The organism is Enterobacter sp. CP102, from assembly GCF_025152625.1.
GTDB classification, from domain to species: Bacteria; Pseudomonadota; Gammaproteobacteria; order Enterobacterales; family Enterobacteriaceae; genus Enterobacter; species Enterobacter soli.
Genome location: NZ_CP104014.1, coordinates 1,447,150 through 1,473,061, shown reverse-complemented (window position 1 = coordinate 1,473,061; position 25,912 = coordinate 1,447,150). Strand labels below are relative to the sequence as shown.

The window sequence follows — 25,912 nt, the reverse complement described above, 5'->3', positions numbered from 1 at the left end:
AAACCCGCTCAAGAGTTGACCTGCATCAAGATAACTTTCATTCGAAAGTAATTTAATCTTCATATGCAAGGTGAGAGGCGAAATAATGATCTTCAATATACAGCGTTATTCTACCCACGATGGCCCAGGTATTCGTACCGTGGTGTTCCTGAAAGGCTGCTCCCTGGGCTGCCGCTGGTGTCAGAACCCGGAAAGCCGCTCCCGAACCCGGGACGTGCTGTTTGACGCTCGCCTGTGCCTGGACGGCTGCGACCTGTGCCAGCAGGCTGCCCCGGGGTATATTGAGCGGGCATTAAACGGGCTGCTCATCCACCGCGAAAAGCTGAACGAACAAACGCTGGACGCCCTCACCGACTGCTGCCCGACTCAGGCTCTCACCGTCTGCGGTGAAGAACAGCAGGTCGAGGAGATTATGGCGACCGTGCTGCGCGATAAACCCTTTTACGACCGCAGCGGCGGCGGCATCACTCTCTCCGGTGGCGAGCCGTTTATGAACCCGGATCTGGCGCACGCACTGTTTAAAGCCAGCCACGACCAGGGAATTCATACCGCGGTCGAAACCTGTCTCCACGTGCCGTGGCACTATATTGAACCCTCATTACCCTATGTCGATCTGTTTCTGGCCGACCTGAAGCACGTGGATGGCGACATCTTCAAACAGTGGACGGACGGCTCGGCCAGGCGCGTGCTGGATAACCTTAAGCGCCTTGCCGCTGCCGGAAAACAGCTCACCATTCGCGTGCCGCTGATCCAGGGCTTTAACGCCGATGAGGCCTCCATCACCGCCATCACTAATTTCGCCGCCGATGAACTGAACGTCCGCGATATTCATTTTCTGCCGTATCACACGCTGGGCATGAACAAATACACCCTGCTCAGCCAACCCTACTCTGCCCCTGATAAACCGCTGGATAACCCTGCGCTGCTGGATTTCGCGCAACAGTATGCCTGCCGGAAAGGGTTAACCGCGACCTTACGAGGATAAACCTATGACTACCCTGAATCTCAACACCCTCAGCGACCGCATTAAGGCACACAAAACGGCACTGGTGCACATTGTTAAGCCACCGGTCTGTACCGAGCGCGCGCAGCACTACACCGAAATGTATCAGCAGCACATGGACAAGCCGATCCCGGTACGTCGTGCGCTGGCTCTGGCGCATCACCTGGCTGAACGCACCATCTGGATCAAGCACGATGAGCTGATCATCGGTAACCAGGCAAGCGAAGTGCGCGCTGCGCCGATCTTCCCGGAATACACCGTCTCCTGGATTGAAAAAGAGATTGATGACCTGGCAGATCGCCCGGGGGCAGGTTTCGCGGTAAGCGAAGAGAATAAACGCGTGCTGCATGAAATTTGCCCGTGGTGGCGTGGGCAGACGGTGCAGGATCGCTGCTACGGCATGTTTACCGACGAGCAAAAAGGCTTGCTGGAAACCGGCATCATCAAGGCAGAAGGCAATATGACATCCGGTGACGCGCACCTGGCCGTGAACTTCCCGCTGGTGCTGGAGAAAGGCCTTGACGGGATGCGTGCCAAAGTTGCCGAACGCCGCACCCGCATTAACCTGACCGTGCTGGACGATCTGCACGGCGATCAGTTCCTGAAAGCGATTGATATTGTGCTGGAAGCGGTCAGCCTGCACATTGAACGTTTTGCCGCGCTGGCACGTGAAATGGCGTCAACAGAAACCCGTGAAAGCCGCCGTGACGAACTGCTGGCGATGGCTGAAAACTGTGATGTGATTGCCCACGAACCGCCAAAAACCTTCTGGCAGGCGCTGCAGCTGTGCTACTTCATTCAACTGATCCTGCAGATTGAGTCCAACGGCCACTCCGTGTCGTTCGCCCGTATGGACCAGTATCTCTACCCTTACTATCGTCGCGATGTCGAACTGAGCCAGTCTCTCGATCGCGAACACGCCATTGAGCTGCTGCACAGCTGCTGGCTGAAGCTGCTGGAAGTGAACAAGATCCGCTCGGGCTCACACTCGAAAGCGTCTGCGGGCAGCCCGCTGTACCAGAACGTCACCATTGGCGGTCAGAAACTGGTGAACGGCGAGCCGATGGATGCGGTGAACCCGCTCTCTTACGCCATTCTCGAATCCTGTGGCCGTCTGCGCTCTACCCAGCCAAACCTGAGCGTGCGTTACCATGCGGGAATGAGCAACGATTTCCTCGACGCCTGCGTGCAGGTGATCCGCTGTGGTTTCGGGATGCCAGCCTTTAACAACGATGAAATCGTGATCCCGGAATTCATCAAACTCGGCGTTGAAAAAGACGATGCCTACGATTATGCGGCGATTGGCTGTATCGAAACCGCCGTCGGTGGCAAATGGGGCTACCGCTGCACCGGCATGAGCTTTATTAACTTTGCGCGCGTGATGCTGGCCGCGCTGGAAGGCGGCCGTGATGCCACCAGCGGTAAAGTGTTCCTGCCGCAGGAAAAAGCGCTTTCCGCCGGTAACTTCAACAACTTCGACGAAGTGATGGCCGCCTGGGATACCCAGATCCGTTACTACACCCGCAAATCCATCGAGATTGAGTACGTGGTGGACACCATGCTGGAAGAGAACGTCCACGATATTCTCTGCTCGGCGCTGGTGGACGACTGTATTGAGCGCGCGAAAAGCATCAAGCAGGGCGGCGCGAAGTATGACTGGGTTTCCGGTCTGCAGGTGGGGATCGCCAACCTTGGCAACAGCCTGGCGGCGGTGAAGAAGCTGGTGTTCGATCAGGGCGTAATCGGTCAGCAGCAGCTGGCGGCAGCACTTGCAGACGATTACGAAGGCTTAACCCACGAGCAGCTGCGCCAGCGTCTGATCAACGGTGCGCCGAAATACGGTAACGACGATGACAGCGTCGATTTACTGTTAACCCGCGCGTATGAAACCTATATTGCGGAACTTAAGCAGTACCATAACCCGCGCTACGGCCGTGGCCCGATTGGCGGTAACTACTACGCGGGCACCTCTTCTATTTCCGCAAACGTACCCTTCGGCGCTGCGACGATGGCAACCCCGGATGGACGTAAAGCGCATACGCCACTGGCGGAAGGCGCAAGTCCGGCGTCCGGTACTGACCATCTTGGCCCAACGGCAGTGATTGGTTCAGTCGGTAAACTGCCTACCGAGGCGATTCTCGGCGGCGTGCTGCTTAACCAGAAGCTGAACCCGGCGACGCTGGAAAACGATAGCGACCGCCAGAAGCTGATGGTCCTGCTGCGCACCTTCTTTGAGGTGCATAAGGGCTGGCATATTCAGTACAACATCGTGTCGCGCGAAACGCTGATGGAAGCGAAGAAACACCCAGACCAGTACCGCGACCTGGTGGTGCGTGTCGCAGGTTACTCGGCGTTCTTTACCGCCCTGTCGCCGGATGCGCAGGACGATATTATTGCGCGTACGGAACATACGCTGTAACGGTGTATCCCCTCTCCCTTGAGGGAGAGGGTTAGGGTGAGGGGGGAAGGCGCACGCTGATGCCCTCACCCCGGCCCTCTCCCACGGGGAGAGGGAGAAAACATTAAAAACGGCAACCGAGGTTGCCGTTTTGCTTTTACTTTCGAATGAAATTAAATTTGTGCTCCCCGTCACCTTGTTATTAGAATGTTTCAAACGCAGTGACCCAGGAGCACAGTATGACCGTTAAAGTTATCGTCACCGATATGGACGGAACTTTCCTTGATGATGCCAAGCAGTACGACAGAGACCGCTTTCAGGCACAGTTTGAGCAGCTTAAAGCCCGTAATATTGAATTCGTTGTCGCCAGCGGCAACCAGTATTACCAGCTCATCTCCTTCTTCCCGGAGCTGAAAGAGCAGATCTCCTTCGTGGCGGAAAACGGCGCTCTGGTTTTCGATCATGGCGAACAGATTTTCCATGGCGAGCTCACCCGTCATGAGTCGCAAATCGTCGTCGGCGAGCTGCTGAAAGACAAGGGACTGAATTTCGTGGCCTGCGGGCTCGAAAGTGCTTACGTCAGCGATCAGGCCCCCGATGAATTCGTGAAACTGATGTCAAAGCACTATCACCGCTTAAAACGCATCAGCGATTACCGCGAAATCGACGACATTCTGTTTAAGTTCTCCCTGAATCTGCCGGACAGCGATATCCCGAACCTTATCGACAAACTGCATGTCTCGCTGGACGGTATTATGAAACCTGTCACCAGCGGCTTCGGCTTTGTTGATTTGATTATCCCGGGCCTGCACAAAGCCAACGGCATTAGCCGACTGCTGAAACGCTGGAAAATCTCCCCGCAGGAGTGTGTGGCCATCGGCGACAGCGGCAACGATGCAGAAATGCTGAAGCTGGTGAAATTCTCGTTTGCGATGGGCAACGCCGCGCAGAGCATTAAAGAGATCAGCCGCTATAGCACCGACGATAACAATAATCAGGGCGCGCTGAATGTCATTCAGGCCGTGCTCGACACGCATTCCCCGTTCGACCTCTGATCGCCTCCCGCCGGGGTACAGCCCCGGCACCTCACTCTTTTTTCATCCTGTGCTGCACGTCAAGTTTTTAAACTTGCATTAACTTATTTTTAACTTAAAGTATCACTTGTAGATACTTTTACTTTCGAATGAAAGATGCGAGGCAGTTATGACGTTGACGTTTACCAGTGAAATTTTGCCTGCGGACCACAAAGCAGCAATCCGTCAGATGAAACGCGAATTACGTGCGCAGATCGGTGACGTTCAGGCGGTGTTCGACAAGCTCAGTGATAAAATCGCTACCCGTGTGGCAGAGATTAATGCGCTGAAAAATAAGGGCGAGTCCGTCTGGCCGGTGATCCCGTTTGCGGATGTCAAAAACGGTCAGATCACGGATGCACAGCGGGACGCAGTAAAACGCCGCGGCTGTGCGGTGATCAAAGGTCACTTCCCTCGCGAGCAGGCGCTGGCATGGGATAACTCGATGCTCGACTACCTCGATCTCAATCAGTTCGATGACGTGTATAAAGGCCCGGGCGATAACTTTTTCGGCACCTTAACGGCTTCCCGCCCGGAAATTTACCCGATCTACTGGTCACAGGCGCAGATGCAGGCTCGCCAGAGCGAAGAGATGGCCCAGGTACAATCGTTCCTGAACCGTTTATGGACATTCGAGAGCAACGGCAAACAGTGGTTCAACCCGGATGTGAGCGTCATTTATCCAGACCGTATTCGCCGTCGTCCGCCGGGAACCACCTCCAAAGGCCTGGGGGCGCACACCGATTCCGGCGCGCTGGAGCGCTGGCTGCTGCCGGCTTACCAGCAGGTGTTTGCTCGCGTGTTTGACGGCAATGTGGAGAAATACGATCCGTGGAATGCCGCGCACCGTACCGAAGTGGAAGAGTACACCGTGGATAACACCACGAAGTGTTCTGTGTTCCGTACCTTCCAGGGCTGGACGGCGCTGTCGGATATGATCCCGGGTCAGGGCCTGCTGCACGTAGTGCCTATCCCGGAAGCGATGGCTTACATTCTGCTGCGCCCACTGCTGGACGATGTACCGGAAGATGAACTTTGTGGCGTGGCACCAGGCCGCGTGCTGCCGATTTCTGAGAAATGGCATCCGTTGTTAATCGAAGCGTTAACCAGCATTCCGGCGCTGGAAGCGGGCGATTCCGTCTGGTGGCACTGCGATGTGATCCACTCCGTCGCACCGGTTGAGGAACAACAAGGCTGGGGTAACGTGATGTATATCCCTGCCGCACCGATGTGCGAGAAAAACCTCGCCTATGCGAAAAAGGTGAAAGCGGCGCTGGAAACCGGCGCATCTCCGGGGGATTTCCCGCGTGAAGATTATGAAACCACCTGGCAGGATCGCTTTACCGTGAATGACCTGAATATCCACGGTAAGCGCGCGCTGGGCATGATCTAACTGTCGTATAATCCTTCCCGCTCAACGGCGGTGCGTCGTTTCCCCTGACGTATCCGCCGTACCGATCCCCGAATCGTCAGCGTCCCGTTCAGCAATAACGTGCCTACCGGTGCCGTCGGGCGCATCAGCCGCTGCTGAAGCATATGCACTGCTTCTGTCCCGAGTTCATCGCGCGGCACGTGTATCGCCGTGAGCGGTACATCCTGGATGGCCGCCAGGTTAAAACCATCAATACTCATCACCGACACATCCTGCGGCACGCGCAGCCCGTGCTTTTGCAAGGCGCTTATGGTTCCCGCAGCCATAAAATCACCGCCAACTAAAAACGCCGTGGGCAGATCTTTCCCCTCTCGCTGACGAAGCCATTCGCTGACCAGCTGTTCGGTCTCTTTCGCGCTAAAGCTTGGCACCACCAGCAGGTCACGCTTGTCCGTAAATTTCAGGTTATGGTATTGCCACGCTTCACGAATGCCCGCCAGACGTAGCTCCATAGTGTAACGACGCAGGCACAGTACGGTCATCACTTCACGGTGCCCCATTTCAAACAAATACTCAGCCGCGCGTTCACCGATGGCCCGGTGGTCAGGAGCAACCGCAGGCAGGCGCATCAGGCGATCGCGGCAGTTGATCAGCATACAGGGTTTACCTACATCCACCGCGAGATCGTGGATATGCGGATCGTCTATTCCCAGTAAAATCGCGGCCTGCGTATCGACTTCATTCATCCGTGCCAGAAAGAGCTGGGCGTCGCTGTCGTTCTCCTCCAGCGCGCAATAGCGCAGCCGGACTTCATGAGACGCCAGCCCTTTACTCACACTCTGGATCACACGGTAGTAAAAGATGTCGGACCGCTCATCAAATGCCCGCTGCGGCGCAAAGACCATCAGGCTATTCAGCAGCAGCCTGCCCGCTGCCATGCCGTCCATCACGCCCAGCTCCCGCGCGCACTCCAGCACTTTGCTGCGCGCTTTTTCACTGGTGTTCGCTTTGCCTGCCAGCACCCGCGAAACCGTGCTAATGGAAAGCTGAGTGCGGGCGGCAATTTCAGCGATTTTTAGCCTTTTATCCATTTTGTGATCTTGCTCCATTTGCGAAATGAAAAAATTTTCATAACGTGAATATCAGGTAAACAGTGCGTTAGACGCAATGATGCCAAATGATTGCGGCCAGTTATGAGAAAGCTTGCACAAAATCTGCTATTGCCTGCCCATTTTCTCCCTTACTGTGAATTTATCACACAGCTTCCATACTAGTTGTATAGCAACTTGTATCAGCAAAACGGATAACTATCAAAGCCATATAAAAATGTGTGTGACATCCGAAACGTCTGCCCCCTACCGTCCCTCTTGTGGAGAGAGAAATGAGTCAGGATATCAATAACACCGTTGCGACAAGCAAAACCCGTCGCGTCATCAAGAACCTGCGCTGGTACGTGCTGGTGCTGTTTTTACTTGGCGTCACCGTTAACTACATCACCCGTAACTCACTGGGAATACTTGCACCCGAGCTGAAAGAGAGCCTGGGTATCACCACCGAGCAATACTCCTGGATCGTCGGCGCGTTCCAGATTGCCTACACCATTTTCCAGCCGCTGTGTGGCTGGCTGATTGACGTTATCGGCCTGAAGATTGGCTTTATGGTCTGCGCCGGGATCTGGGCGCTGATGTGTATTTTCCACGCGGGCGCTGGAAGCTGGCTGCATCTTGCGATCCTGCGCTTCTTTATGGGCGCCTCGGAAGCAGCGGCCACCCCGGCGAATGCTAAAACCATCGGCGAATGGTTCCCGAAATCTGAACGCCCTGTGGCCGCCGGTTGGGCGGGTGTCGGCTTTTCGATTGGCGCGATGCTGGCGCCGCCGATTATCTACTTTGCCCATGCCTCATTCGGCTGGCAGGGTGCATTTATGTTCACCGGTGTGCTGGCGCTGCTGTGGGTGATCCTCTGGTGGGCGTTCTACCACAACCCAGAGCAGCACCCAAATCTGAGCAAGGACGAGCTGGCGTTTATCAAGCAGGATAACGAACCGCCGGCGGTGAGACTGCCGTTCCTGACCGCGCTTAAAACCGTCTCTAAAAACAAACGCTTTTACGGTATCGCTATTCCGGCATTTATGGCTGAGCCCGCCTGGGCGGTGCTGAGTTTCTGGGTGCCGCTGTACCTTGCCAAAGAGCACGGCATGGATCTGAAACAGATTGCGATGTTCGCCTGGCTGCCGTTCCTTGCCGCAGATCTCGGCAGCGTGGCCAGTGGTTACCTCACACGTCTTTATACCCGGCTGTTCGGTTGCTCCCGCGTGAACTCAGTGGTGGCCAGTTCCGTCACCGGCGCGTTCCTGATGATCTCATTGGGCATCGTCGCCATTACCCGCGACCCGTATATCACTATTGTGCTGATCTCCATCGGGGGTTTTGGGCATCAGATTATCTCCTGCATGTTAAGCGCCCTGGTGGTGGAGTCGTTTGATAAAGGCCAGATGGCCACCGTCAACGGGATGCGCGGCTCGGCGGCGTGGATCGCCAGTTTCCTGTTCTCTCTTTTGATTGGTGTTACTGCCGACAAAATCGGCTTTAACCCGCTGTTCATTGCCATGGGCTTCTTTGACCTGATTGGCGCTGTTTTCCTGGTGGCATTTATTGCTGAACGTCGCGCTAAACGCGCCTGATAGTGGATGTATTGCATATGAAAACCCTGAAAAACTGGACTGTAGATAAGCAGTCAGCAAACCATCTGGAACTGGTGGTCGATAATCAGCACCGCCTGTGCCTGTATGTGCTGGAAGAGAACTTGTTCCGCGTGCTGATTAAACGCAAAGGCGAACTGGCGCTGGACCGCACCTGGAGCATCGCGCCAGAGAAAGATGTGCCGTGGGAAGGCCGTCGCCGCGACGATCTGAGCGGGTTCTCCTGCCCTGCCTGGACGCTGACGCAACAGGGCGATACCCTGACGGTCGCCACTGAACAACTGCGGGTGACGCTGCATCAGCCGATGTGGCTGGAGTGGCATTACCGGAATGACGCGGGCGAGTGGCAGCCTCTGGTGAATGACCGCCCGACCAGCGCCTACCTGCTGAACGCCCACGGCGACGGCGTTGCGCATTACCTGAGCCGTCGTAAAGACGAACGTTTCTACGGTCTGGGTGAAAAAGCAGGTGATTTGCAGCGTAACGGCAAGCGCTATGAGATGCGTAACCTTGACGCCATGGGATATAACGCGGTCAGCACCGACCCGCTCTACAAACATATTCCTTTCACTATCGCCCGTCGTGATGACGTGAGCTACGGCCTGTTTTATGACAACCTGAGCAGCTGCTGGCTGGATCTGGGCAACGAGATCGACAACTACCACACCGCCTACCGCCGCTGGCAGGCGGAAGCGGGCGATATCGATTACTACATTTTTACCGGCAAAAAGGTGCTGGATGTCACCAAAGCCTTCGTGCGTCTGACCGGGAAAACACTGTTTGGTCCAAAATGGAGCCTGGGTTACAGCGGCTCAACCATGCACTACACCGACGCACCGGACGCGCAAAACCAGCTGATGAACTTTATCCGCCTGTGTGAAGAGCACGCCATTCCGTGCGACTCGTTCCAGCTCTCTTCCGGCTATACCTCCATCAACGGCAAGCGCTACGTCTTTAACTGGAACCATGACAAGGTGCCGCAGCCGAAGGTGATGAGCCAGGCGTTCCACGACGCGGGGCTGAAACTCGCCGCGAACATTAAACCGTGCCTGCTGCAGGATCATCCGCGCTATAACGAAGTGGCAGAAAAAGGGTTGTTCATCCGCGATTCAGAAGCCGATGCGCCGGAACGTTCCAGCTTCTGGGATGACGAAGGCTCGCACCTCGATTTTACCAACCCGCAGACGGTGCAGTGGTGGCAGAACGGCGTCACCACGCAGTTGCTGGAGATGGGTATCGACTCCACCTGGAACGACAACAACGAATACGAAGTGTGGGACGGGGAAGCGCGCTGCTTTGGCTTCGGCAAGGAGATCGCCATCAAGCACATTCGCCCGGTGATGCCGCTGCTGATGATGCGTGCCTCGCTGGAAGCGCAGCAGCGTTTTGCCCCGGAAAAACGCCCGTATCTGATCTCCCGCTCCGGTTGTGCCGGGATGCAGCGCTACGTGCAGACATGGAGTGGCGATAACCGCACCAACTGGGACACGCTGCGCTTTAACACCCGTATGGGCCTGGGCATGAGCCTGTCCGGGTTGTTTAACGTGGGCCACGATGTCGGCGGTTTCTCCGGGGATAAACCAGACGCCGAGCTGTTCGTTCGCTGGGTGCAGAACGGCGTGATGCATCCGCGCTTTACCATTCACTCATGGAATGATGACCACACCGTGAACGAGCCGTGGATGTATCCGGGTGTGACCCCTGCCATTCGCGGTGCGGTTGAGCTGCGCTACCGTCTGCTGCCGTATCTCTACACCCTGCTCTGGGAGGCGCACGCCGACGATGAACCGATGCTGCGCCCGACCTTCCTCGATCACGAGCACGATGCGCAGACGTTTGAGGAGTGCGATGACTTCCTGCTGGGTCGTGACGTGCTGGTGGCAAGCGTGGTCGAAGCCGGGCAGCGTGAACGTCGCGTCTGGCTGCCGGATAACGAAACCGGCTGGTATGATTTTTACACCCACGAGTGGTTCTCTGGCGGCCAGTGGATCACCCGCGATGCGCCGCTGGAAAAACTGCCGCTGCTGGTACGCGCCGGTGCGGGTCTGCCGCTGAGCGAACGTATTACCCACGTGAGTGCCGAAAAAGACGATACCCGCGAGCTGAAACTGTTCCCGGTAAAAGGCGTGGGCACGACAAGCGGACTGCTGTTTGAAGACGATGGCGAAAGCTGGGGTTATCAGAAAGGTAATGCGCTGTGGGTTGAGTGGGAAATGGTGTGCGATGGTGCAACCATTAACCTGAAGGTTAATGCGCGTGGGGATTATCGTCCGGCATGGAAAGCGCTGAAGGTGTCGTTACCGGCAGGGGAAAAACGCAGGCTGCTGGTGAATGGGATTGAAGGGAGCGAGTGGGTGATGTAGTGCGGCCTGATGCCCTCACCCTAACCCTCTCCCACTGGGAGAGGGAACAGAACGTAGGCCGGGTAAGGCGAAGCCGCCACCCGGCTTTTTTTTAGTTCTCGATACCTTTGCTGCGCAGATAATCTTCGTAGTTACCGGTGAAGTCCACCACGCGCTCTGGCGTAATTTCAATCACGCGGGTCGCCAGCGAGCTGACGAACTCACGGTCGTGAGAGACGAAGATCAGGGTGCCCTGATACATCTCCAGCGCCATGTTCAGCGATTCGATAGATTCCATATCCAGGTGGTTGGTCGGTTCATCCATCACCAGGATGTTTGGTTTTTCCATCATCAACTTGCCGAACAGCATACGGCCCTTCTCACCACCGGAGAGCACTTTTGCAGGCTTCTTGATGTCGTCCTGGCTGAACAGCAGACGCCCCAGGATGCTGCGCACTGCCTGCTCGTCATCGCCTTCCTGCTTCCACTGGCTCATCCAGTCGAAGACGGTCAGATCGTTTTCGAACTCGTATTCATGGTCCTGCGCGTAGTAGCCAATCTGCGCGTTTTCAGACCACTTCACGGTGCCGTTGTCCGGCTGCAGTTCGCCCACCAGGGTTTTCAGCATGGTGGATTTACCCACGCCGTTGGCGCCCAGAATGGCAATCTTCTCGCCCACTTCCAGCAACAGGTTGAATTTTTTAAACAGCGGGCCGTTCTCAAAGCCTTTTGCCAGGGCTTCCACTTCCAGTGCGTTACGGAACAGTTTCTTGTCCTGCTCGAAGCGGATGAACGGGTTCTGACGGCTGGAGGCTTTGACTTCTTCCAGCTTGATTTTGTCAATCTGACGCGCGCGAGACGTCGCCTGACGGGATTTAGAGGCGTTGGCGCTGAAGCGGCTGACGAAGGATTGCAGGTCAGCAATCTGTGCCTTTTTCTTGGCGTTATCTGCCATCAGACGCTCACGCGCCTGGGTTGCAGCCGTCATGTACTCGTCGTAGTTGCCCGGATAAACGCGCAGTTCGCCGTAGTCCAGATCCGCCATATGCGTACAGACCATATTCAGGAAGTGACGGTCGTGCGAAATGATGATCATGGTGCTGTCGCGATCGTTCAGCGTCTGCTCCAGCCAGCGGATAGTGTCGATGTCCAGGTTGTTCGTTGGTTCGTCGAGCAGCAGGATATCCGGATTAGAGAACAGGGCCTGCGCCAGAAGCACACGCAGCTTCCAGCCTGGCGCAACTTCGCTCATCGGGCCGTAATGCTGTTCAACAGGAATACCAACGCCCAGCAGCAGTTCACCCGCGCGCGCTTCCGCAGAGTATCCGTCCATTTCGCCGTACTGCGTTTCCAGGTCGGCCACTTTATAGCCGTCTTCTTCGCTCATTTCGGCCAACGCGTAGATGCGATCGCGCTCCTGCTTCACTTCCCACAGTTCCCCATGCCCCATGATCACGGTGTCGAGCACGGTGAACTCTTCGAAGGCGAACTGATCCTGACGCAGCTTACCGATACGCTCGTTAGGGTCGAGCGATACGTTGCCAAGCGTCGGCTCTAAATCGCTGCCGAGGATCTTCATAAAGGTGGATTTTCCGCTACCGTTGGCACCAATCAGGCCGTAACGGTTGCCGCCGCCGAATTTGACGGAAATGTTTTCGAACAGCGGCTTACTGCCAAACTGCATAGTGACGTTGCTGGTAACTAACACGGGAGATTCCTGCGAAAAGTGTGATAAACACGGCATTATGCCACAATTCCGAATTGAGATCCCGTGTTGCAGCTTTCCACTAAACTTTAACAAAATCGAAAAAAGTGTGATTTCGTACACATCTGAATTCCCTGTGAGAGGGAATGCACATATAATGCGCTCCCATCACAGATTCAGACTTATCAACTAATCGCCAGAGTGGCTTAGATACCTCGCACAACATGAACATGAAATTAAAAACGCTTTTTGCGGCGGCGTTAGCCGTAGTAGGTTTTTGCAAAACCGCTTCTGCGGTGACTTATCCTCTGCCGACAGACGGTAGCCGTCTGGTGGGTCAAAACCAGGTTGTCACCGTTGAAGAGGGTAACTCTCAGCCACTGGAATATTTTGCTGCACAATACCAGCTCGGCCTGTCAAACATGCTGGAAGCAAACCCGGGTGTTGACCCGTATCTGCCAAAAGCTGGTACCGTGCTGAACATTCCGCAGCAGTTGATCCTGCCAGATACCGTGCATGAAGGTATTGTGATCAACAGCGCAGAAATGCGTCTGTACTACTACCCGAAAGGCACCAACACCGTGATCGTGCTGCCTATCGGTATCGGTCAGTTGGGTAAAGACACCCCGCTGAACTGGACCACCAAAGTTGAGCGTAAGAAAGCAGGCCCAACCTGGACCCCAACGGCGAAAATGCACGCGGAATATATTGCCGCAGGCGAGCCGCTGCCAGCCGTTGTACCGGCAGGCCCGGATAACCCAATGGGTCTTTATGCCCTGTACATCGGCCGTCTGTATGCTATTCACGGGACCAACGCCAACTTCGGTATCGGCCTGCGTGTGAGCCACGGTTGTGTGCGTCTGCGTAACGACGACATCAAGTTCCTGTTCGAAAACGTACCGGTCGGGACCCGCGTGCAGTTCATTAACGAGCCGGTAAAAGCCACTTCCGAGCCGGACGGCAGCCGTTACATCGAAGTTCATAACCCACTGTCTACCAGTGAAGACCAGATCAACAACAATGAGATCGTGCCAATTACGCTGACCAGCGCAGTGCAATCTGTGACCTCCCAGGCTGACGTAGAATCCACGATTGTTGACCAGGCGGTTCAGAACCGTTCCGGGATGCCAGTGCGTTTAAACTAAATGCACCCGTTATTTAGATAATCCGAAAAACCCCGCACTGTCGGGGTTTTTTATTTGCGCTATCCCACATTTCTGTCGCGGCCAAAAGACATTAATTGCTATTTCCACCATTCCGCCATCTTCTGCTAAAGCTTCGGGGTTACTTCTTTTCGTCTAAGTGCTATCATGCGCCAACTTATAAAATCAGTTTTTTCTGCATTTTGTAGGGTTGTGAATTCTTTCTGGAGCCTGCTTAGTCACGATGATCAGTATTAACTTAACAACAACAAAATCGCGCCTTTATCTCTGTTCGCAAACAGTGTGGTCACTTGCGAACCAGAGTACCAGGGTCGATCAAATTGTTGTGTGGGTTTCCAGCACCGCATATCTCAGTGACGATGGCATCACTGAAGAGCCTGAGTGGGCGGATAAAATTCGCAAGACAGGCACTAACCTCGTCTTTAAATGGGTAAAGAATACAGGACCTTATCGTAAATTATTCCCGGCACTGCAAGTTGCCACGGATGACGATATTCTGATCTATGCCGATGACGATGCCATTTATAACGAAATTTGGGCGCAAACTCTTCTTGATGACTTTTATCGTCATAATCAAAAATGTGTTGTCGCGGCCCGCGTGCGTAAAACGGTAAAGAAGAAGAAAGATATCCTCGATACCTATCGTAATTTCCCGTTAATTACGGTGCCGAAAGTGATTGAGCAGGACTATATCATCACCGGTCTGGGTGGTGTTGTGCTCAAGAAAAGTATGATCCCGGAGTATTTTCACTACAATGAGGACTTCCTTAAAGTTTGTCCTCGTGCGGACGATATCTGGATCAGTAAACTTATCCAGTTAACCAAAACGCCCGTCTATGTTTCGGCCCAGAGCATCCGTTTTGTTCATGAAATTATTCATGACTACGGTTTGTCTCGCGCAAATACCAGTAAAATTAAACGTTCACTTTTTCAAAAAATTCGATTTACGTTTAAGCCTGGTCAGATTAACTATTTGTGCCAGAACGATCTCTACATTAAAGACACCGACAGCTACTTTGAGACGTGTTCCTGAAAGCTGAATAGCGCGTTAGCCATTGTTGACGATCACGATCCCGCCGTGATCGTAACGGTAGTGACAATGGGCATACTCCAGCGGTGTGCCATCTTCCAGATAGATAACCTGCTCAACCTCCAGAACCGGATCGGTTTGCTCACAAACCAGATGCTGCATATCCAGCGCATTGGGTTTTAGCGCCCGCACCACTCGGTATGACCCCATGATTTTCAGGCCCAGCGTCTCCTGCACGTAGCGAAACACCGAGCTTTCCAGATGTGTTTTATTCAGACCGGGCACCAGATTGAGCGGCATCACGGTTGAATCCAGTGACATGGGCTCGCCATTGAGCAGCCGCAGGCGAACAAAGTCGTACACGGGTGCATCACCGTTAATCATCAGCGAGGCTTGTTCTTTCTCATTGGGAAAACGCAGTTCGAAATGGACAACCTGGCTGCTGACCGTGCCCAGATGCTCCCAGGTTTTTGTCGCGCCAAAGTAGTCGCTTCCTGAAAGATCCCACTGCGAGAGTTGCAGGAAATTCTTGCGAATGAACGTCCCCTGCCCCTGACGGGTGTACACCAGCCCTTCAACAATCAGCTGCCGCATGGCCTGCTGAATAGTCATACGACTGGTACTGAACTCCGCTGCCAGCGCAAACTGGTCCGGCAGCGGTTCATTGGCGGCATACTGTTGGCTGATAATACGTTTTTTGATTTCACGCGCTATGGTGATGTACTTCGCCGCCATCGTCCTTTCCTTCCGTTAGTTTTCTGTCCCGCTGTTTCTCAACGCCACTCTCTCGGCAATCTTGAGGAAAGGCAGGTAGAAGAATACACCAAATATAATGATTGCCAACTGCACGACAACAGCCCGCCAGTCCCCTGCCGTCGCCAGCCAGGCGCTCAGAATGGGCGGTGTTGTCCAGGGGATCATCACCACACAACGCGACATTAATCCGAACGTGGTACAGAGCCAGGCAAAGTAAATGCCAATGGCAGGCAACAGGACAAACGGGATCATCAGCGGCAGGTTAAAGACAATCGGCAGACCAAAAATCACGGGTTCGTTGATATTGAATAAGCCCGGCGCCAGAGACAGGCGCGCAACCTGTTTGGCAGACTTTTGCCGTGAGAAGACAAAAATAGCGATCAGCAGTGAGATGGTACTGCCGGTGCCACCCACCATGCCAAAGGTCGGAACAAAAATATTGTTGATGATATGTGGGATCGGCTGGCCGTTGGCGAAGGCGAGCATGTTCTCATTGGTATTAATCAGCAGGAACGGCTCGAGCACCACGCTGTTGACCACCGACTGATGTATACCGAGCGTGAACAAGAAATTGCCGAAGCTATAGATAAAAATCGTGCCCGGCAGGCTGGTGTTAATCAGACGCAAAGGCTGCTGAATAAAAGTGGTTATAAGATGGATAAGATCCGTATGCATCACGGTTGCCAGCACTGCGGCCAGTACGGCAAATAACGAGAGCGTAAGGATCGTTGGGATCAGCGCGGTAAAGGATTTACTCACCGCCGGCGGCACATTTTCCCCAAGCGAGATGTGCAGTGCCCTCAGTCGGGAAATGGCGATAAACACTTCCGTCGAGAGTAAACCAATCAGTACGCCGGCAAAAATCCCGGTGGAGCCGATGTTGGCAAACGTCAGCACTTGCGTGACATTGACCGTGGTCTGGCTACCGACCGGGGTCAGTTGCAGATGCATTGGCATCATGATGATAAAACTGCTGACCGCGATAACCACTGCCGAAACCGGGTTGTCGAAATCTTTGTTGCGTGCCAGCGACCAGGCAATCATGGGTGCAAGCAAAAGCGCGGCGATATTCAGCGTACCGTTGATAATCGCCTCTCCCCACACTTTGAACTGCGTCAGCGTGTCGCCGTGAAAGATCCACGGAAATACCACATTGTTCACCAGCACCGCTAAACCGGCGAGGATAAAAATGGGCATTACCGTGGCGAAGGCATCGCGCAGGGAACGCAGGTGCACCTGATTGGCCAGGCGCGCCGAAAACTCAACAAATCTGTCGACGAAGGACTGCATCGCAGGTGTAATTTTTGTTTCAGACATAGCGGATATTCCCATTCATCAGTCACAAAAACAGCCCGGCAGCGTACAACTTACATCTCGCGCCCGTTGGTATGGATAACCTGTTTCAACCACGCATAGCTCTTTTTCGGCACACGTTTCATATCCCGCAGGTCATGGTTCTCGCGGTTCACATACACCACGCCGTAACGCTTACGCATGTCGCCCTGCGAACTCAGAATGTCGATAAGCCCCCAGCCGAGATAGCCAATAACCTGCGCTCCGTCTTCAGACATGGCCTCTTTCATGGCCTCGATGTGTGCGCGGTGGTAATCAATGCGGTAGGTATCGTCAATCGGGTTAACGCCATCCCAGGATTCAATTACCCCAATCCCGTTTTCAATCGGGAACACCGGCAGACGCCAGTCGTTGTAGTAGCGGGTGATAATGGTGCGGAAACCCAACGGGTCAATCTGCCAGTTCCACTCGGTCGCTTTCAGGTACGGGTTGTTTTTGTCGCCATGCAGCAGGTAATAGTTAACCGGCGTCCCTTCCGGGATGGCATCGCTGTCGAGGGTTTTACTGGCGTAATAGCTGAACGCCATGTAGTCGTTTTTGGTGCGCGCCAGCAGCGCCAGATCCTCAGGATGGTAGATATCCTCAAAACCTTGTTGTTCGACAACAGCCATCACCGCCGGGCTATAACCCTGGCCTGCAAAGACGCGCAACAGGTTTTGATTAAGGAATTCGTCATACTGCTGGGCACAGAAGATATCGCGCGGTTTGCAGGTGGCCGGATAGATAAGCTGGTGCGCCAGCATCCCGCCCATCAGCTTGCCCGGTTTGGTCTGATGCAGATATTCCGTCAGCGCCATATGCGCCACCATCGTATGATGCTGAAGCTCATACAGTTCGCGCAGGGTTTTCTCCCCTTTCATGTAACCGGAAATTCTGAAGGCTTCCGGCATATGGAAAATGTTCTGCTCGTTAAATGTCAGCCAGTACTTCACGCGATCGCCAAAGCAGTCGATCATCTTTTTGCCATAACGGACAAACGCGTCCATCACGTGGCGATCGTTAAAACCGTTGTACTCCTGCGCCAGCGCCAGCGGCATATCAAAGTGGTAGAGGCAAATCATCGGCTCGATGCCGCGGGTAATCAGGTCGTTGATAAAGCGGTCGTAAAAAGCGATACCCTCTTCGTTAAATTCACCGTCACCCTGCGGGCACACGCGGCTCCAGGAAATCTGGAACCGATAGCAGTTCATGCCCAAATCCTGCATCAAATCAAAGTCTTCACGGTAACGATGGTAAGAATCGGTTGCCACTTTCCAGTCAGAGGCGTGTTCACTGGCTTCCCGAATGTCGTACACCGACATCCCTTTTCCGCCCTCATTCCATGCGCCTTCGGTCTGCATACTGGAAACCGAGTTTCCCCATAAAAAGTTGGCCGGCAGTAATTTCTTCATGGACTCTCCCTATATGACTAGTCATTTAAATTTCATGACTAGTCATATAGGTGAAGATGAAAAATCAATCAAAGAGAAGGATCGTTTTTTGTGAGCAGTGCGGGAAAAATAGTGACCCCGGCAGGCGAATCGCTACCGGGGAAAGCGGGGTTATTGCTGTGCTAATTGATTACGACGATACTCGCCCTGGCGCTCAAGCATCCAGCCCGGATATTCACGCGGCAACTCGCTGACGGCATCCAGCTGTTTTAGCTCATCGTCGCTTAAACGGATGTGAGTTGCCGCGATATTGTCATCAAGCTGGTCCACGCGTTTGGCGCCAATGATGACGCTGCTGACCGCCTTCTGATGCAGCAGCCACGCCAGCGCAATTTGTGCAACCGATACGCCTTTGCTTTCGGCAATGGTGCGCATCACATCCACACAGTCAAACGCACGTTCTTTGTTAACTGGCGGGAAATCAAATTCCAGACGGCGACTGCCAGCCTCGCCCTGCCCGTCACGGCCATATTTCCCGCTCAGCAAACCGCCCGCCAGCGGGCTCCAGACCATCAGCCCGACACCCTCGCTTTGCATCATCGGCACCAGTTCACGCTCCAGGTCGCGCCCGGCAATGGTGTAATAGGCCTGCAACGACGCAAAACGCGCCAGCCCAAGCCGCTCGGAGATCCCAAGCGCCTTCATGATTTGCCAGGCTGCCCAGTTGGAAACGCCGATGTACCGCACGTGGCCGTGCTGCACCAGGTTATCGAGGGCGTAAAGCGTTTCTTCAACTGGCGTGGCAGGATCGAAGCCGTGTAATTGATAGAGATCGATATGATCAAGCTGAAGGCGGCGCAGGCTCTCTTTCACACTGCCGATGATATGGTAGCGAGAGTTACCCCGGGAATTCACTCCTGCCGTGCCCGTTTCGCCGAACACTTTGGTGGCGACCACCACGTTTTCACGCGGGACTTTCAGGTTTTTCAATGCCTGGCCGGTTATCTCTTCCGAACGCCCTTCTGAGTAGACGTTCGCCGTATCGATAAAGTTGATCCCGGCATCCAGTGCGCGCCCTACCAGCTGCTCTGACTCACTCTGACGCAGCTGGCCAATCTTGCCCCACATGCCGCCCTCTCCGCCGAAGGTCATGGTGCCGAGGCACAGTTCAGAAACAAACAGTCCGGTATTGCCCAGTTTTTGATAACGCATAATGCTTTCCTCGCATGTCGATTGGGTGTCTGTTAGTTATACCCGCCCCTCAGCCATCGCGAATGTGGCGTTCCTGTCCGTTTCTTGCCCAATCCTCTGAATCTTTACCCGCGTGGGGCGTCGCCGAAGACCTTGTAATCCGGCAGCTGCACCTGCTGATACGGCTCCCAGCCGCCGCCGAGCGCTTTATAGAGCGCGACCAGGTCGAGCGCGCTTTGCACCTGCGCCTGCGCGCGCTGCTGCTGCGCCTGCGCCAGCTGGCGCTGGGCGTCCAGCACGTCGATAAAGCTGGCGATGCCCTGCCGGTAGCTGTCGCTCGCCAGGTCAAAGGCGCTTTGCAGCGCGTCGATGGTTTTCGCCAGCCCCGCTTCACGTTGCTGGTCGGTTCGATAGCTCACCAGCGCATTTTCCACATCTCCGAGCGCCGTCAGCACCGTCTGGCGATAGTCCAGCACCGCCGCGCCCTGCTGCGCGCGCGCCACCTTGACGCTGGACACCAGCCGACCGCCCTGGAAGATGGGAATAGAAACCTGCGGGCCGAAGCTGTAAAAGTGGCTGCTCCAGTCGGTCAGCCAGTTGGTTTCGCTGTTGCGCAGGCCAAACTGCCCGGAAAGCGTAAAGCTCGGAAACAGCTCGGCCACCGAGACGCCGATTTGCGCCGTGGCGGCGTGAAGGTTCGCCTCCGCTTCGCGCACATCGGGGCGACGTCGCGCTAGCGTGGACGGAATGCCCGTTTGCACGATATCCGGCAGCGCGGGCATCGGCTGTGCTGATTGTAGTTCCGCATCCAGCGCGCCCGGCGGTTTGCCAAGCAGGATGGCCAGGCCATTCATCGCCTGCCGCTCCTGCGCCTGGTACTGCGGCAGCTGCGCTTCAAGATTCCCCAGCTGCGCCCGGGCATTTTCCACATCCATCTGTGGAGACAGCCCGCCGCGCTGGCGGCTTTCGGTCAGATCCAGCGTCTGCTGGGCGCTCTCAATCTGGGTATTGAGCGTGGAGATAATGCTCTGCGCCCCGCGCAGCTGGAGCCACGCCCGGGCCACTTCGGCCTCCAGCGACACCAGCGCGTCGTTACGCTGCTCTATCGCCGCTTTCTGCTGCGCTTCGGCGGCCTCCACCTGACGGCGCACCTTGCCCCACAGGTCAATTTCCCACTGGGCGTCGAAGCTGCCCTGGTAGAGATTAACCGGCTGCGTCAGCGGGCCTAATGCCCCTTTCAGCTCAGGATCGACGTTATCTAACTGGTGATAGGCGCCGTGGGATTTTAGCTCCCCTTCCAGACCAAGCTGCTGCCGGGTTGCCTGCAGATTGCCGTTCACCGACGGGTAAAAGGCCCCACCCGCCTGGTTAATCTGTTCGCGCGCGCCGGCGATGCGCAGCACCGTTTGCTGCAGGGACAAATTCCCGGCGATGGCGCGTTCAACCAGGCTGTCGAGCTGTGGCGAGCCGAAGGTTTTCCACCAGCGCGGGTTGGTTGCCGTCGATTCTGTTTTTGATTTTACCTCTCTGTCGCCCTTGTCGTTCCAGTGCGAAGGGGCAGGTGGCGCAGGCTGCTGGTAATCAGGCCCGACGGCGCAGCCTACCAGCAGCATCATTATCATCAGGGGGTGTAAACGTCTGTGTATCATCAGTGTGCTCCTGCACTCCCCTCGCTCTTAACCGGCGAGAGCAACAAACAAAACGGGATCAGTAACAAGGCCACCGCGCTCAGGAGGGTGAAAACGTCGATATAGGCCAGGAAGCGCGACTGCTCGATCATGGTCTGGTACATGCGCCCGGTGGCGATACCGGTCGGGTCACCCACCTGGGTGGTGAAGTTCTGGATCGCCTGAGCGCTTTCGCGGATCGCCAGCTGGAACTGTTCGTTAAACGGCGAGGCGTGATACGCCAGATGCGCGCTGTGCGCCTGTGAACGTTCGGTTATCGCCGCCGTCGAGAGCGAGATCCCAACCGAACCCGCCACGTTGCGGAACATGGTGAACAGCGCCGCCGCATCGGCATTCAGCCGCCTCGGTATCGAGATAAAGGCAATGGTGGTCAGCGGCACAAACAGGAACCCCAGCCCAATCGACTGGGCGCTGCGGAACAGCACCAGGGTTTCGAAATCGATATCCGGCGTCAGCGTGCGCGACCAGAAGAACGACACTGCCAGGCAGGTAAATCCGAAGGCAATAATCCAGCGCGTCTGCACCACCGGCATCAATTTCAAAACCAGCGGGATGGTCAACACAATCAGCACTGCGCCGGGCGAAAGCACCAGCCCGGACCAGGTGGCGGTATAGCCTAAATCCTGCTGCGCCAGCTGCGGGATCACCACCGAGCTGCCGTAGAGGATCATCGCCATACCCGCCATTAGCAGGCAGGAGACGGTGAAGTTGCGATCCTTCATACAGTGCAGATCGACCACCGGCTTTTTGGCATACAGCAGCCAGTAGATGGCGCCGATAATGCCAACCAGCGTCAGCACAGCGAAGGTGCGGATAAAGTTCGAGTAGAACCAGTCGTCATCTTCACCACGATCGAGCATCACCTGCAGACAGCCCAGGCCGAGGGCGATAAGACCAATCCCCGTCCAGTCAATCGACAGTTTTTCTTTCGATTTGCTCTCCCACGGCGGGTCTTCCAGCAGTTGATAGATTGCCAGCACCGTCACAATCCCCACCGGAATGTTGATGAAGAACACCCAGCGCCAGGAGTAGTTATCGGTGATCCAGCCCCCAAGCGTCGGCCCAAGCACGGGTGCAACGATGATGGCAATGGACGAAAGACCAAAGGCTTTGCCCCTGTCTTCAGGCTTGAAGTAGTCGAGCAAAACCGACTGCTGGGTAGGCTGCAGCCCGCCGCCAAAGAAGCCCTGCATCACGCGGAACAGGATGATTTGCCACAGCTCGGTGGCAATACCGCACAGAAACGAGCAGATGGTGAACATCACAATGCAGATCAGGAAGAACTGCTTGCGGCCAAACAATCGGCTAAGGAAGGCTGAGATGGGCAGAACAATGCCGTTCGCCACCAGGTAACTGGTCAACACCCAGGTGGATTCGTCATAGCTGGCCGAGAGCGACCCTGCGACGTGCGGCAGCGCCACGTTAACGATGGTGGTATCCAGAATTTCCATAAATACCGCCAGGGTGACCACAATCGCCACCGCCCACGGGTTGCTGACGGGCTTCCAGTTATCGTGACTGTGATCCGTCATTCCAGCGTAACCTTCGGCTCAACCGACAGCCCCAGCGGCAGCGGTTTATTCGGATCCAGCCCTTTATCAATCACGATTTTCACCGGCACGCGCTGCACGATCTTCACAAAGTTGCCTGTCGCATTTTCCGACGGGAACGCGGAGAAGCGCGAGCCGCTGCCCTGCTGGATACTATCAACGTGGCCTTCGAGCGCCATATCCGGCCAGGCATCAACGGAGACTTGCACCTTATTGCCAGGCTTCATGCGCTCTAGCTGTGACTCTTTAAAGTTCGCCACGACCCACACGTTTGGGGAAACCAGCGAGAACAGCGCTGTGCCCGCCTGCACCAGCGTGCCGGGCTGGACGTTGCGTTTGGTGACAAAACCGTCGAACGGGGCACGGACTTCGGTATAAGAGAGGTTGAGATTCGCGGTTTCGAGCTGCGCTTTGGCCTGGTCAACCTGGCGCTCGCGGGCTTCAACGTTGGTTTCCTGCTGGCGGATCTGCAGCTGAACCTGCTCTGCCACTTCCAGCTGCGCCTGCGCGCTCGCCAGCCCTGCCTGAGCGCTGCGCAACTGGGCGTTGGCGGAATCAATGCTTTGCTGGGTCGTTGCACGTGGGTCAACGCCGCGCTGACGGCGGTACTCTGCCTGCGCGTTTGCCATATCGGCCTGCGCTTTCAGCACCTGGGCTTTGGCCTCGTCGCGCTGAGCGGGATATTGCACTTTGGAGAGCGCCAGCTGCGCCTGCGCCTGATGGAGCTGAGCCAGCGCCAGCCCAAGCTGGGCCTGAGCCTGATCGCGCTGGGCCGTGGTATCACGAGGATCGATCACCACCAGCACATCCCCTTTCTTCACGCGCTGGTTATCCCGCACGCGAAGCTCGGTCACGTAACCCGCCGTTTTCGGGGCAATGGTCACCACGTCACCATCGGTAAAAGCGTCGTCAGTGGTCTCTTCATTACGGGTCAAAAACCACCAGACTGCCGCCACCATCACCATCGCGATGACGACGATGCCAAGGATAATTAACGGTTTTTTGCCCGGGCGCTTGCGCGCGTTATTGTTGTTGTCCTGCTCGTCAGCAGGTGGGTTTTGATCTTCTGCCATAGTTCAGCAACGGTCCTGTCAGTGAGCAGCATCACACTATGCCGTTCACTAAAGCTAGGACGTTGCTATACATTTGCCAGGATAAACTGACAAATAGCGCACTATATGAGAAGGAATAGTCCGAATCCGATCGCCGCGGCCCAGGCCAGCATCGGCAGCGACCATAAATGGAAGCGCCACCAGATACGGCGGTCGTTGGCCATGCGCAGGGCAATCAGATTGGCAAGCGAACCGGGCAGCAGACCAAACCCGCCGATGTTTACTGCCCAGGCCAGTAGCACAGTCGGAGGCACATAATTGAGGAGCAAAATGGTTGAAGGAACATTGCTGATAAACTGCGATAAACCGATTGCCGTGAGCCACAAACCTGCCTGCGACAAACCGCTGACGCTGTGCAGGACATGCTGTAAAACCGGCAGCTGGATAAGCAGATGGACATCAATAAACATCGCCATAAATACCAGCAATAGCGTCCAGTCCACGCTAACCAGAACTCGTCGGGCGAGAATTAAAAACCCACAGGCAACCAGCCCCACGCCGGCCAGCTCTTGTTTCATCTCCAGCGCGGTCAGGAAAACGATATACAGTGCCAGGCAACTCCAGACAAGACGCGGTTTCCACTCCGGGCCTGTGGTTCCGCTGTGGTACTGCAATCTCGTATTCGGGAACGCAAACCAGCAGACCACCAGCAACGACGCCATCATCACCAGTGCCAGCGGCAGCATCTGCCAGGTAAATGCCACAAAAGACAGCCCGGAACGCCCCCACAGCAGAATATTTTGCGGGTTACCGATGGGCGTTAAAAGTGAACCCGCATTAACCGCCAGCGCTTCAAAAATGATTAGCCGGGTGACCGGGATCTCGCAGAGCTTACGTAACGTAAGAGTCAGCGGCACAACAATAAACAACGCCACATCGTTGGTCAGGAAGGTCGACAGCACGGCAGCTGACAAGACCATAAACAGCGCCAGCCTGCGCTCAGTGGCAAAGCGGCGCACCATTTTGCGCCCCAGTACGTCAAAATAGCCGCTCAGCTCGACACCTTTGGTGAGCATCATTAAACCGCTGAGCGTGATGATCGTGCGCCAGTCGATAGCCGCAAACCAGGTGTGCGGAGCAAAAGGGACAAAAAAGCTTAACCCTGCCCCGATAATCAATAAGAGATGAAAGAAACGATCGCGTTTCAGCGCCTGCAATCCCGGGAACGTCATTCCGCAGATGGTCCGTATTTCATGGTGAATTCGTGGAATTTTGCCAGCGTCTCTTCACTGACGTGGTGTTCCATGCCTTCGGCATCCCGACGCGCAATGTCCTGGCTTACACCCAGTACCAGTAAAAAGTTCTCTACTATCTGGTGGCGCTCGCGGCTCGCATGGGCCAGCTTTTCGCCTTCAGGCGTAAGGAACACACCGCGCCAGGGGATCATTTCAATTAAGCCCACCGAGGCCAGTCGTTTTAACATTTTGGCGACAGTCGGTTGTGAAACACCCAGACGCGCGGCCATATCTACCTGGCGCGCTTCCCCAACCTCACGAATCAAATCCGAGATCAGCTCAACGTAGTCATCAATTAACTCACGACGATGCGCTTCGCGCACCTGACGAAACCCTTCAACATGCTCTTCAACATTAACCAGTTGCGTCGTTTTTTTTATTGTTGGCTTACCTGCGCGACGGTTCATTGTGTGTCCTCAATGGGGGTGACGCTTCCAGCGCCGTGTAACGAGAGCGCCATTGTAAACCATAGCTGTACAAGCACAAAAAATTAACGAAATAGCCGTAGCTATACAATATAGCCTGTGCTATATCTGTATGTAATGCAGTCACCCTTCACGGATCGAAGGGATCAGAAATCAGGAGGTCTTATGAACGAATTCAAGAGGTGTATGAACGTGTTTACCCACTCTCCTTTTAAAGTGCGCTTAATGCTGTTGAACATGCTGTGCGATATGTTTAACAACAAACCGCAGCAGGACGATAAACCTTCTCACTAAGCGGCGTCGCGGTACGCCGCTTCATTTTTTCGTCACAATCCCCGTGTAGACTGGCTTCCGGCCGCCTAATTCCCGCACTTTTTTGCGGATTTGCAATCCCCCTCGCAAAACATCTGCTTAGCAACTGTTGATCTTATTTACCGCTCGCACT

Annotated in this window: 20 protein-coding genes; 9 read left to right on the top strand and 11 right to left on the bottom strand. The window is 55.2% G+C overall.

Translation table 11 applies throughout. From position 1 onward, the window contains the following. The first annotated feature begins 85 nt into the window (after positions 1–85). The 4 genes from N1249_RS06885 (at position 86) to N1249_RS06870 (ending at position 5,867) form a co-directional block, all read left to right on the top strand. Entirely contained in the window at positions 86–985 is a 900-nt protein-coding gene (locus N1249_RS06885) for a glycyl-radical enzyme activating protein (protein WP_259835934.1), read from the top strand. Between the two features lie 4 nt (positions 986–989). After that, positions 990–3,422: a formate C-acetyltransferase/glycerol dehydratase family glycyl radical enzyme gene (locus N1249_RS06880; protein ID WP_259835931.1), complete on the top strand. Its 2,433-nt coding sequence runs from the start codon at positions 990–992 to the stop codon at positions 3,420–3,422. Positions 3,423–3,640: 218 nt separating this feature from the next. Beyond that, positions 3,641–4,456 (top strand): Cof-type HAD-IIB family hydrolase, encoded by an 816-nt coding sequence (locus N1249_RS06875; RefSeq protein ID WP_259835929.1) that lies wholly within the window; start codon positions 3,641–3,643, stop codon positions 4,454–4,456. 148 nt (positions 4,457–4,604) lie between these two features. Further along, positions 4,605–5,867, top strand: coding sequence for a DUF1479 domain-containing protein (locus N1249_RS06870; RefSeq protein WP_259835927.1), 1,263 nt, complete (start codon positions 4,605–4,607; stop codon positions 5,865–5,867). On the opposite strand, the gene N1249_RS06865 is transcribed toward N1249_RS06870, so the two are convergent. Then, positions 5,864–6,937 (bottom strand): LacI family DNA-binding transcriptional regulator, encoded by a 1,074-nt coding sequence (locus tag N1249_RS06865; protein WP_259835924.1) that lies wholly within the window; start codon positions 6,935–6,937, stop codon positions 5,864–5,866. The two genes, N1249_RS06870 and N1249_RS06865, sit on opposite strands and share 4 nt — an antisense overlap. A gap of 290 nt (positions 6,938–7,227) precedes the next feature. Between N1249_RS06865 and N1249_RS06860 the strand changes: the two genes are divergently transcribed. Together N1249_RS06860 and N1249_RS06855 are read left to right on the top strand one after the other, a co-directional pair. Beyond that, positions 7,228–8,529, top strand: a complete 1,302-nt coding sequence (locus N1249_RS06860; protein ID WP_023335029.1) for an MFS transporter — start codon at positions 7,228–7,230, stop codon at positions 8,527–8,529. Between the two features lie 17 nt (positions 8,530–8,546). Beyond that, complete coding sequence (locus N1249_RS06855; protein WP_259835920.1) at positions 8,547–10,910, top strand: glycoside hydrolase family 31 protein; 2,364 nt, start codon at positions 8,547–8,549, stop codon at positions 10,908–10,910. Positions 10,911–11,001: 91 nt separating this feature from the next. Here the strand turns inward: N1249_RS06855 and N1249_RS06850 are convergent, their stop codons facing one another. Further along, positions 11,002–12,597 carry an ABC-F family ATPase gene (locus N1249_RS06850; RefSeq protein WP_259835918.1) on the bottom strand — a complete coding sequence of 532 codons (1,596 nt, stop codon included), beginning with the start codon at positions 12,595–12,597 and terminating at the stop codon, positions 11,002–11,004. Positions 12,598–12,818: 221 nt separating this feature from the next. Here N1249_RS06850 and ldtB point away from each other — a divergent pair, with 221 nt between their 5' ends. Both ldtB and N1249_RS06840 read left to right on the top strand, forming a co-directional pair. Further along, a complete protein-coding gene (gene ldtB, locus N1249_RS06845) occupies positions 12,819–13,739 on the top strand; it encodes a L,D-transpeptidase (protein ID WP_259835915.1) in 921 nt (306 codons plus the stop codon). Between the two features lie 241 nt (positions 13,740–13,980). Beyond that, positions 13,981–14,790, top strand: a complete 810-nt coding sequence (locus tag N1249_RS06840) for a glycosyltransferase (protein WP_259835900.1) — start codon at positions 13,981–13,983, stop codon at positions 14,788–14,790. A gap of 15 nt (positions 14,791–14,805) precedes the next feature. Here the strand turns inward: N1249_RS06840 and N1249_RS06835 are convergent, their stop codons facing one another. The 9 genes from N1249_RS06835 to mntR form a co-directional block, all read right to left on the bottom strand. Further along, positions 14,806–15,522, bottom strand: a complete 717-nt coding sequence (locus tag N1249_RS06835; RefSeq protein ID WP_217186076.1) for a GntR family transcriptional regulator — start codon at positions 15,520–15,522, stop codon at positions 14,806–14,808. Positions 15,523–15,537: 15 nt separating this feature from the next. Continuing rightward, positions 15,538–16,860: a PTS sugar transporter subunit IIC gene (locus N1249_RS06830; protein WP_259835896.1), complete on the bottom strand. Its 1,323-nt coding sequence runs from the start codon at positions 16,858–16,860 to the stop codon at positions 15,538–15,540. Between the two features lie 50 nt (positions 16,861–16,910). Continuing rightward, the gene (locus N1249_RS06825) at positions 16,911–18,287 is read right to left on the bottom strand and encodes a glycoside hydrolase family 1 protein (protein WP_259835893.1); all 1,377 of its coding nucleotides are present in this window, start codon (positions 18,285–18,287) and stop codon (positions 16,911–16,913) included. Between the two features lie 150 nt (positions 18,288–18,437). After that, positions 18,438–19,478, bottom strand: coding sequence for an aldo/keto reductase (locus tag N1249_RS06820; RefSeq protein ID WP_259835890.1), 1,041 nt, complete (start codon positions 19,476–19,478; stop codon positions 18,438–18,440). A 104-nt stretch (positions 19,479–19,582) separates the two neighbouring features. After that, entirely contained in the window at positions 19,583–21,106 is a 1,524-nt protein-coding gene (locus N1249_RS06815) for an efflux transporter outer membrane subunit (protein WP_259835887.1), read from the bottom strand. Then, positions 21,106–22,677 (bottom strand): DHA2 family efflux MFS transporter permease subunit, encoded by a 1,572-nt coding sequence (locus tag N1249_RS06810; RefSeq protein WP_259835884.1) that lies wholly within the window; start codon positions 22,675–22,677, stop codon positions 21,106–21,108. The genes N1249_RS06815 and N1249_RS06810 overlap by 1 nt, the downstream gene beginning before the upstream one ends. Beyond that, positions 22,674–23,768, bottom strand: a complete 1,095-nt coding sequence (locus N1249_RS06805; protein ID WP_259835865.1) for an HlyD family secretion protein — start codon at positions 23,766–23,768, stop codon at positions 22,674–22,676. Before N1249_RS06805 ends, N1249_RS06810 begins: the two co-directional genes overlap by 4 nt. A gap of 101 nt (positions 23,769–23,869) precedes the next feature. Further along, positions 23,870–24,979, bottom strand: a complete 1,110-nt coding sequence (locus tag N1249_RS06800) for an anion transporter (protein ID WP_259835862.1) — start codon at positions 24,977–24,979, stop codon at positions 23,870–23,872. After that, the gene (gene mntR / locus N1249_RS06795) at positions 24,976–25,449 is read right to left on the bottom strand and encodes a manganese-binding transcriptional regulator MntR (protein WP_014069462.1); all 474 of its coding nucleotides are present in this window, start codon (positions 25,447–25,449) and stop codon (positions 24,976–24,978) included. Before mntR ends, N1249_RS06800 begins: the two co-directional genes overlap by 4 nt. A 183-nt stretch (positions 25,450–25,632) precedes the next feature. Here mntR and mntS point away from each other — a divergent pair, with 183 nt between their 5' ends. After that, the gene (mntS, locus tag N1249_RS06790; RefSeq protein WP_259835849.1) at positions 25,633–25,761 is read left to right on the top strand and encodes a manganase accumulation protein MntS; all 129 of its coding nucleotides are present in this window, start codon (positions 25,633–25,635) and stop codon (positions 25,759–25,761) included. Positions 25,762–25,912: the final 151 nt, after the last annotated feature.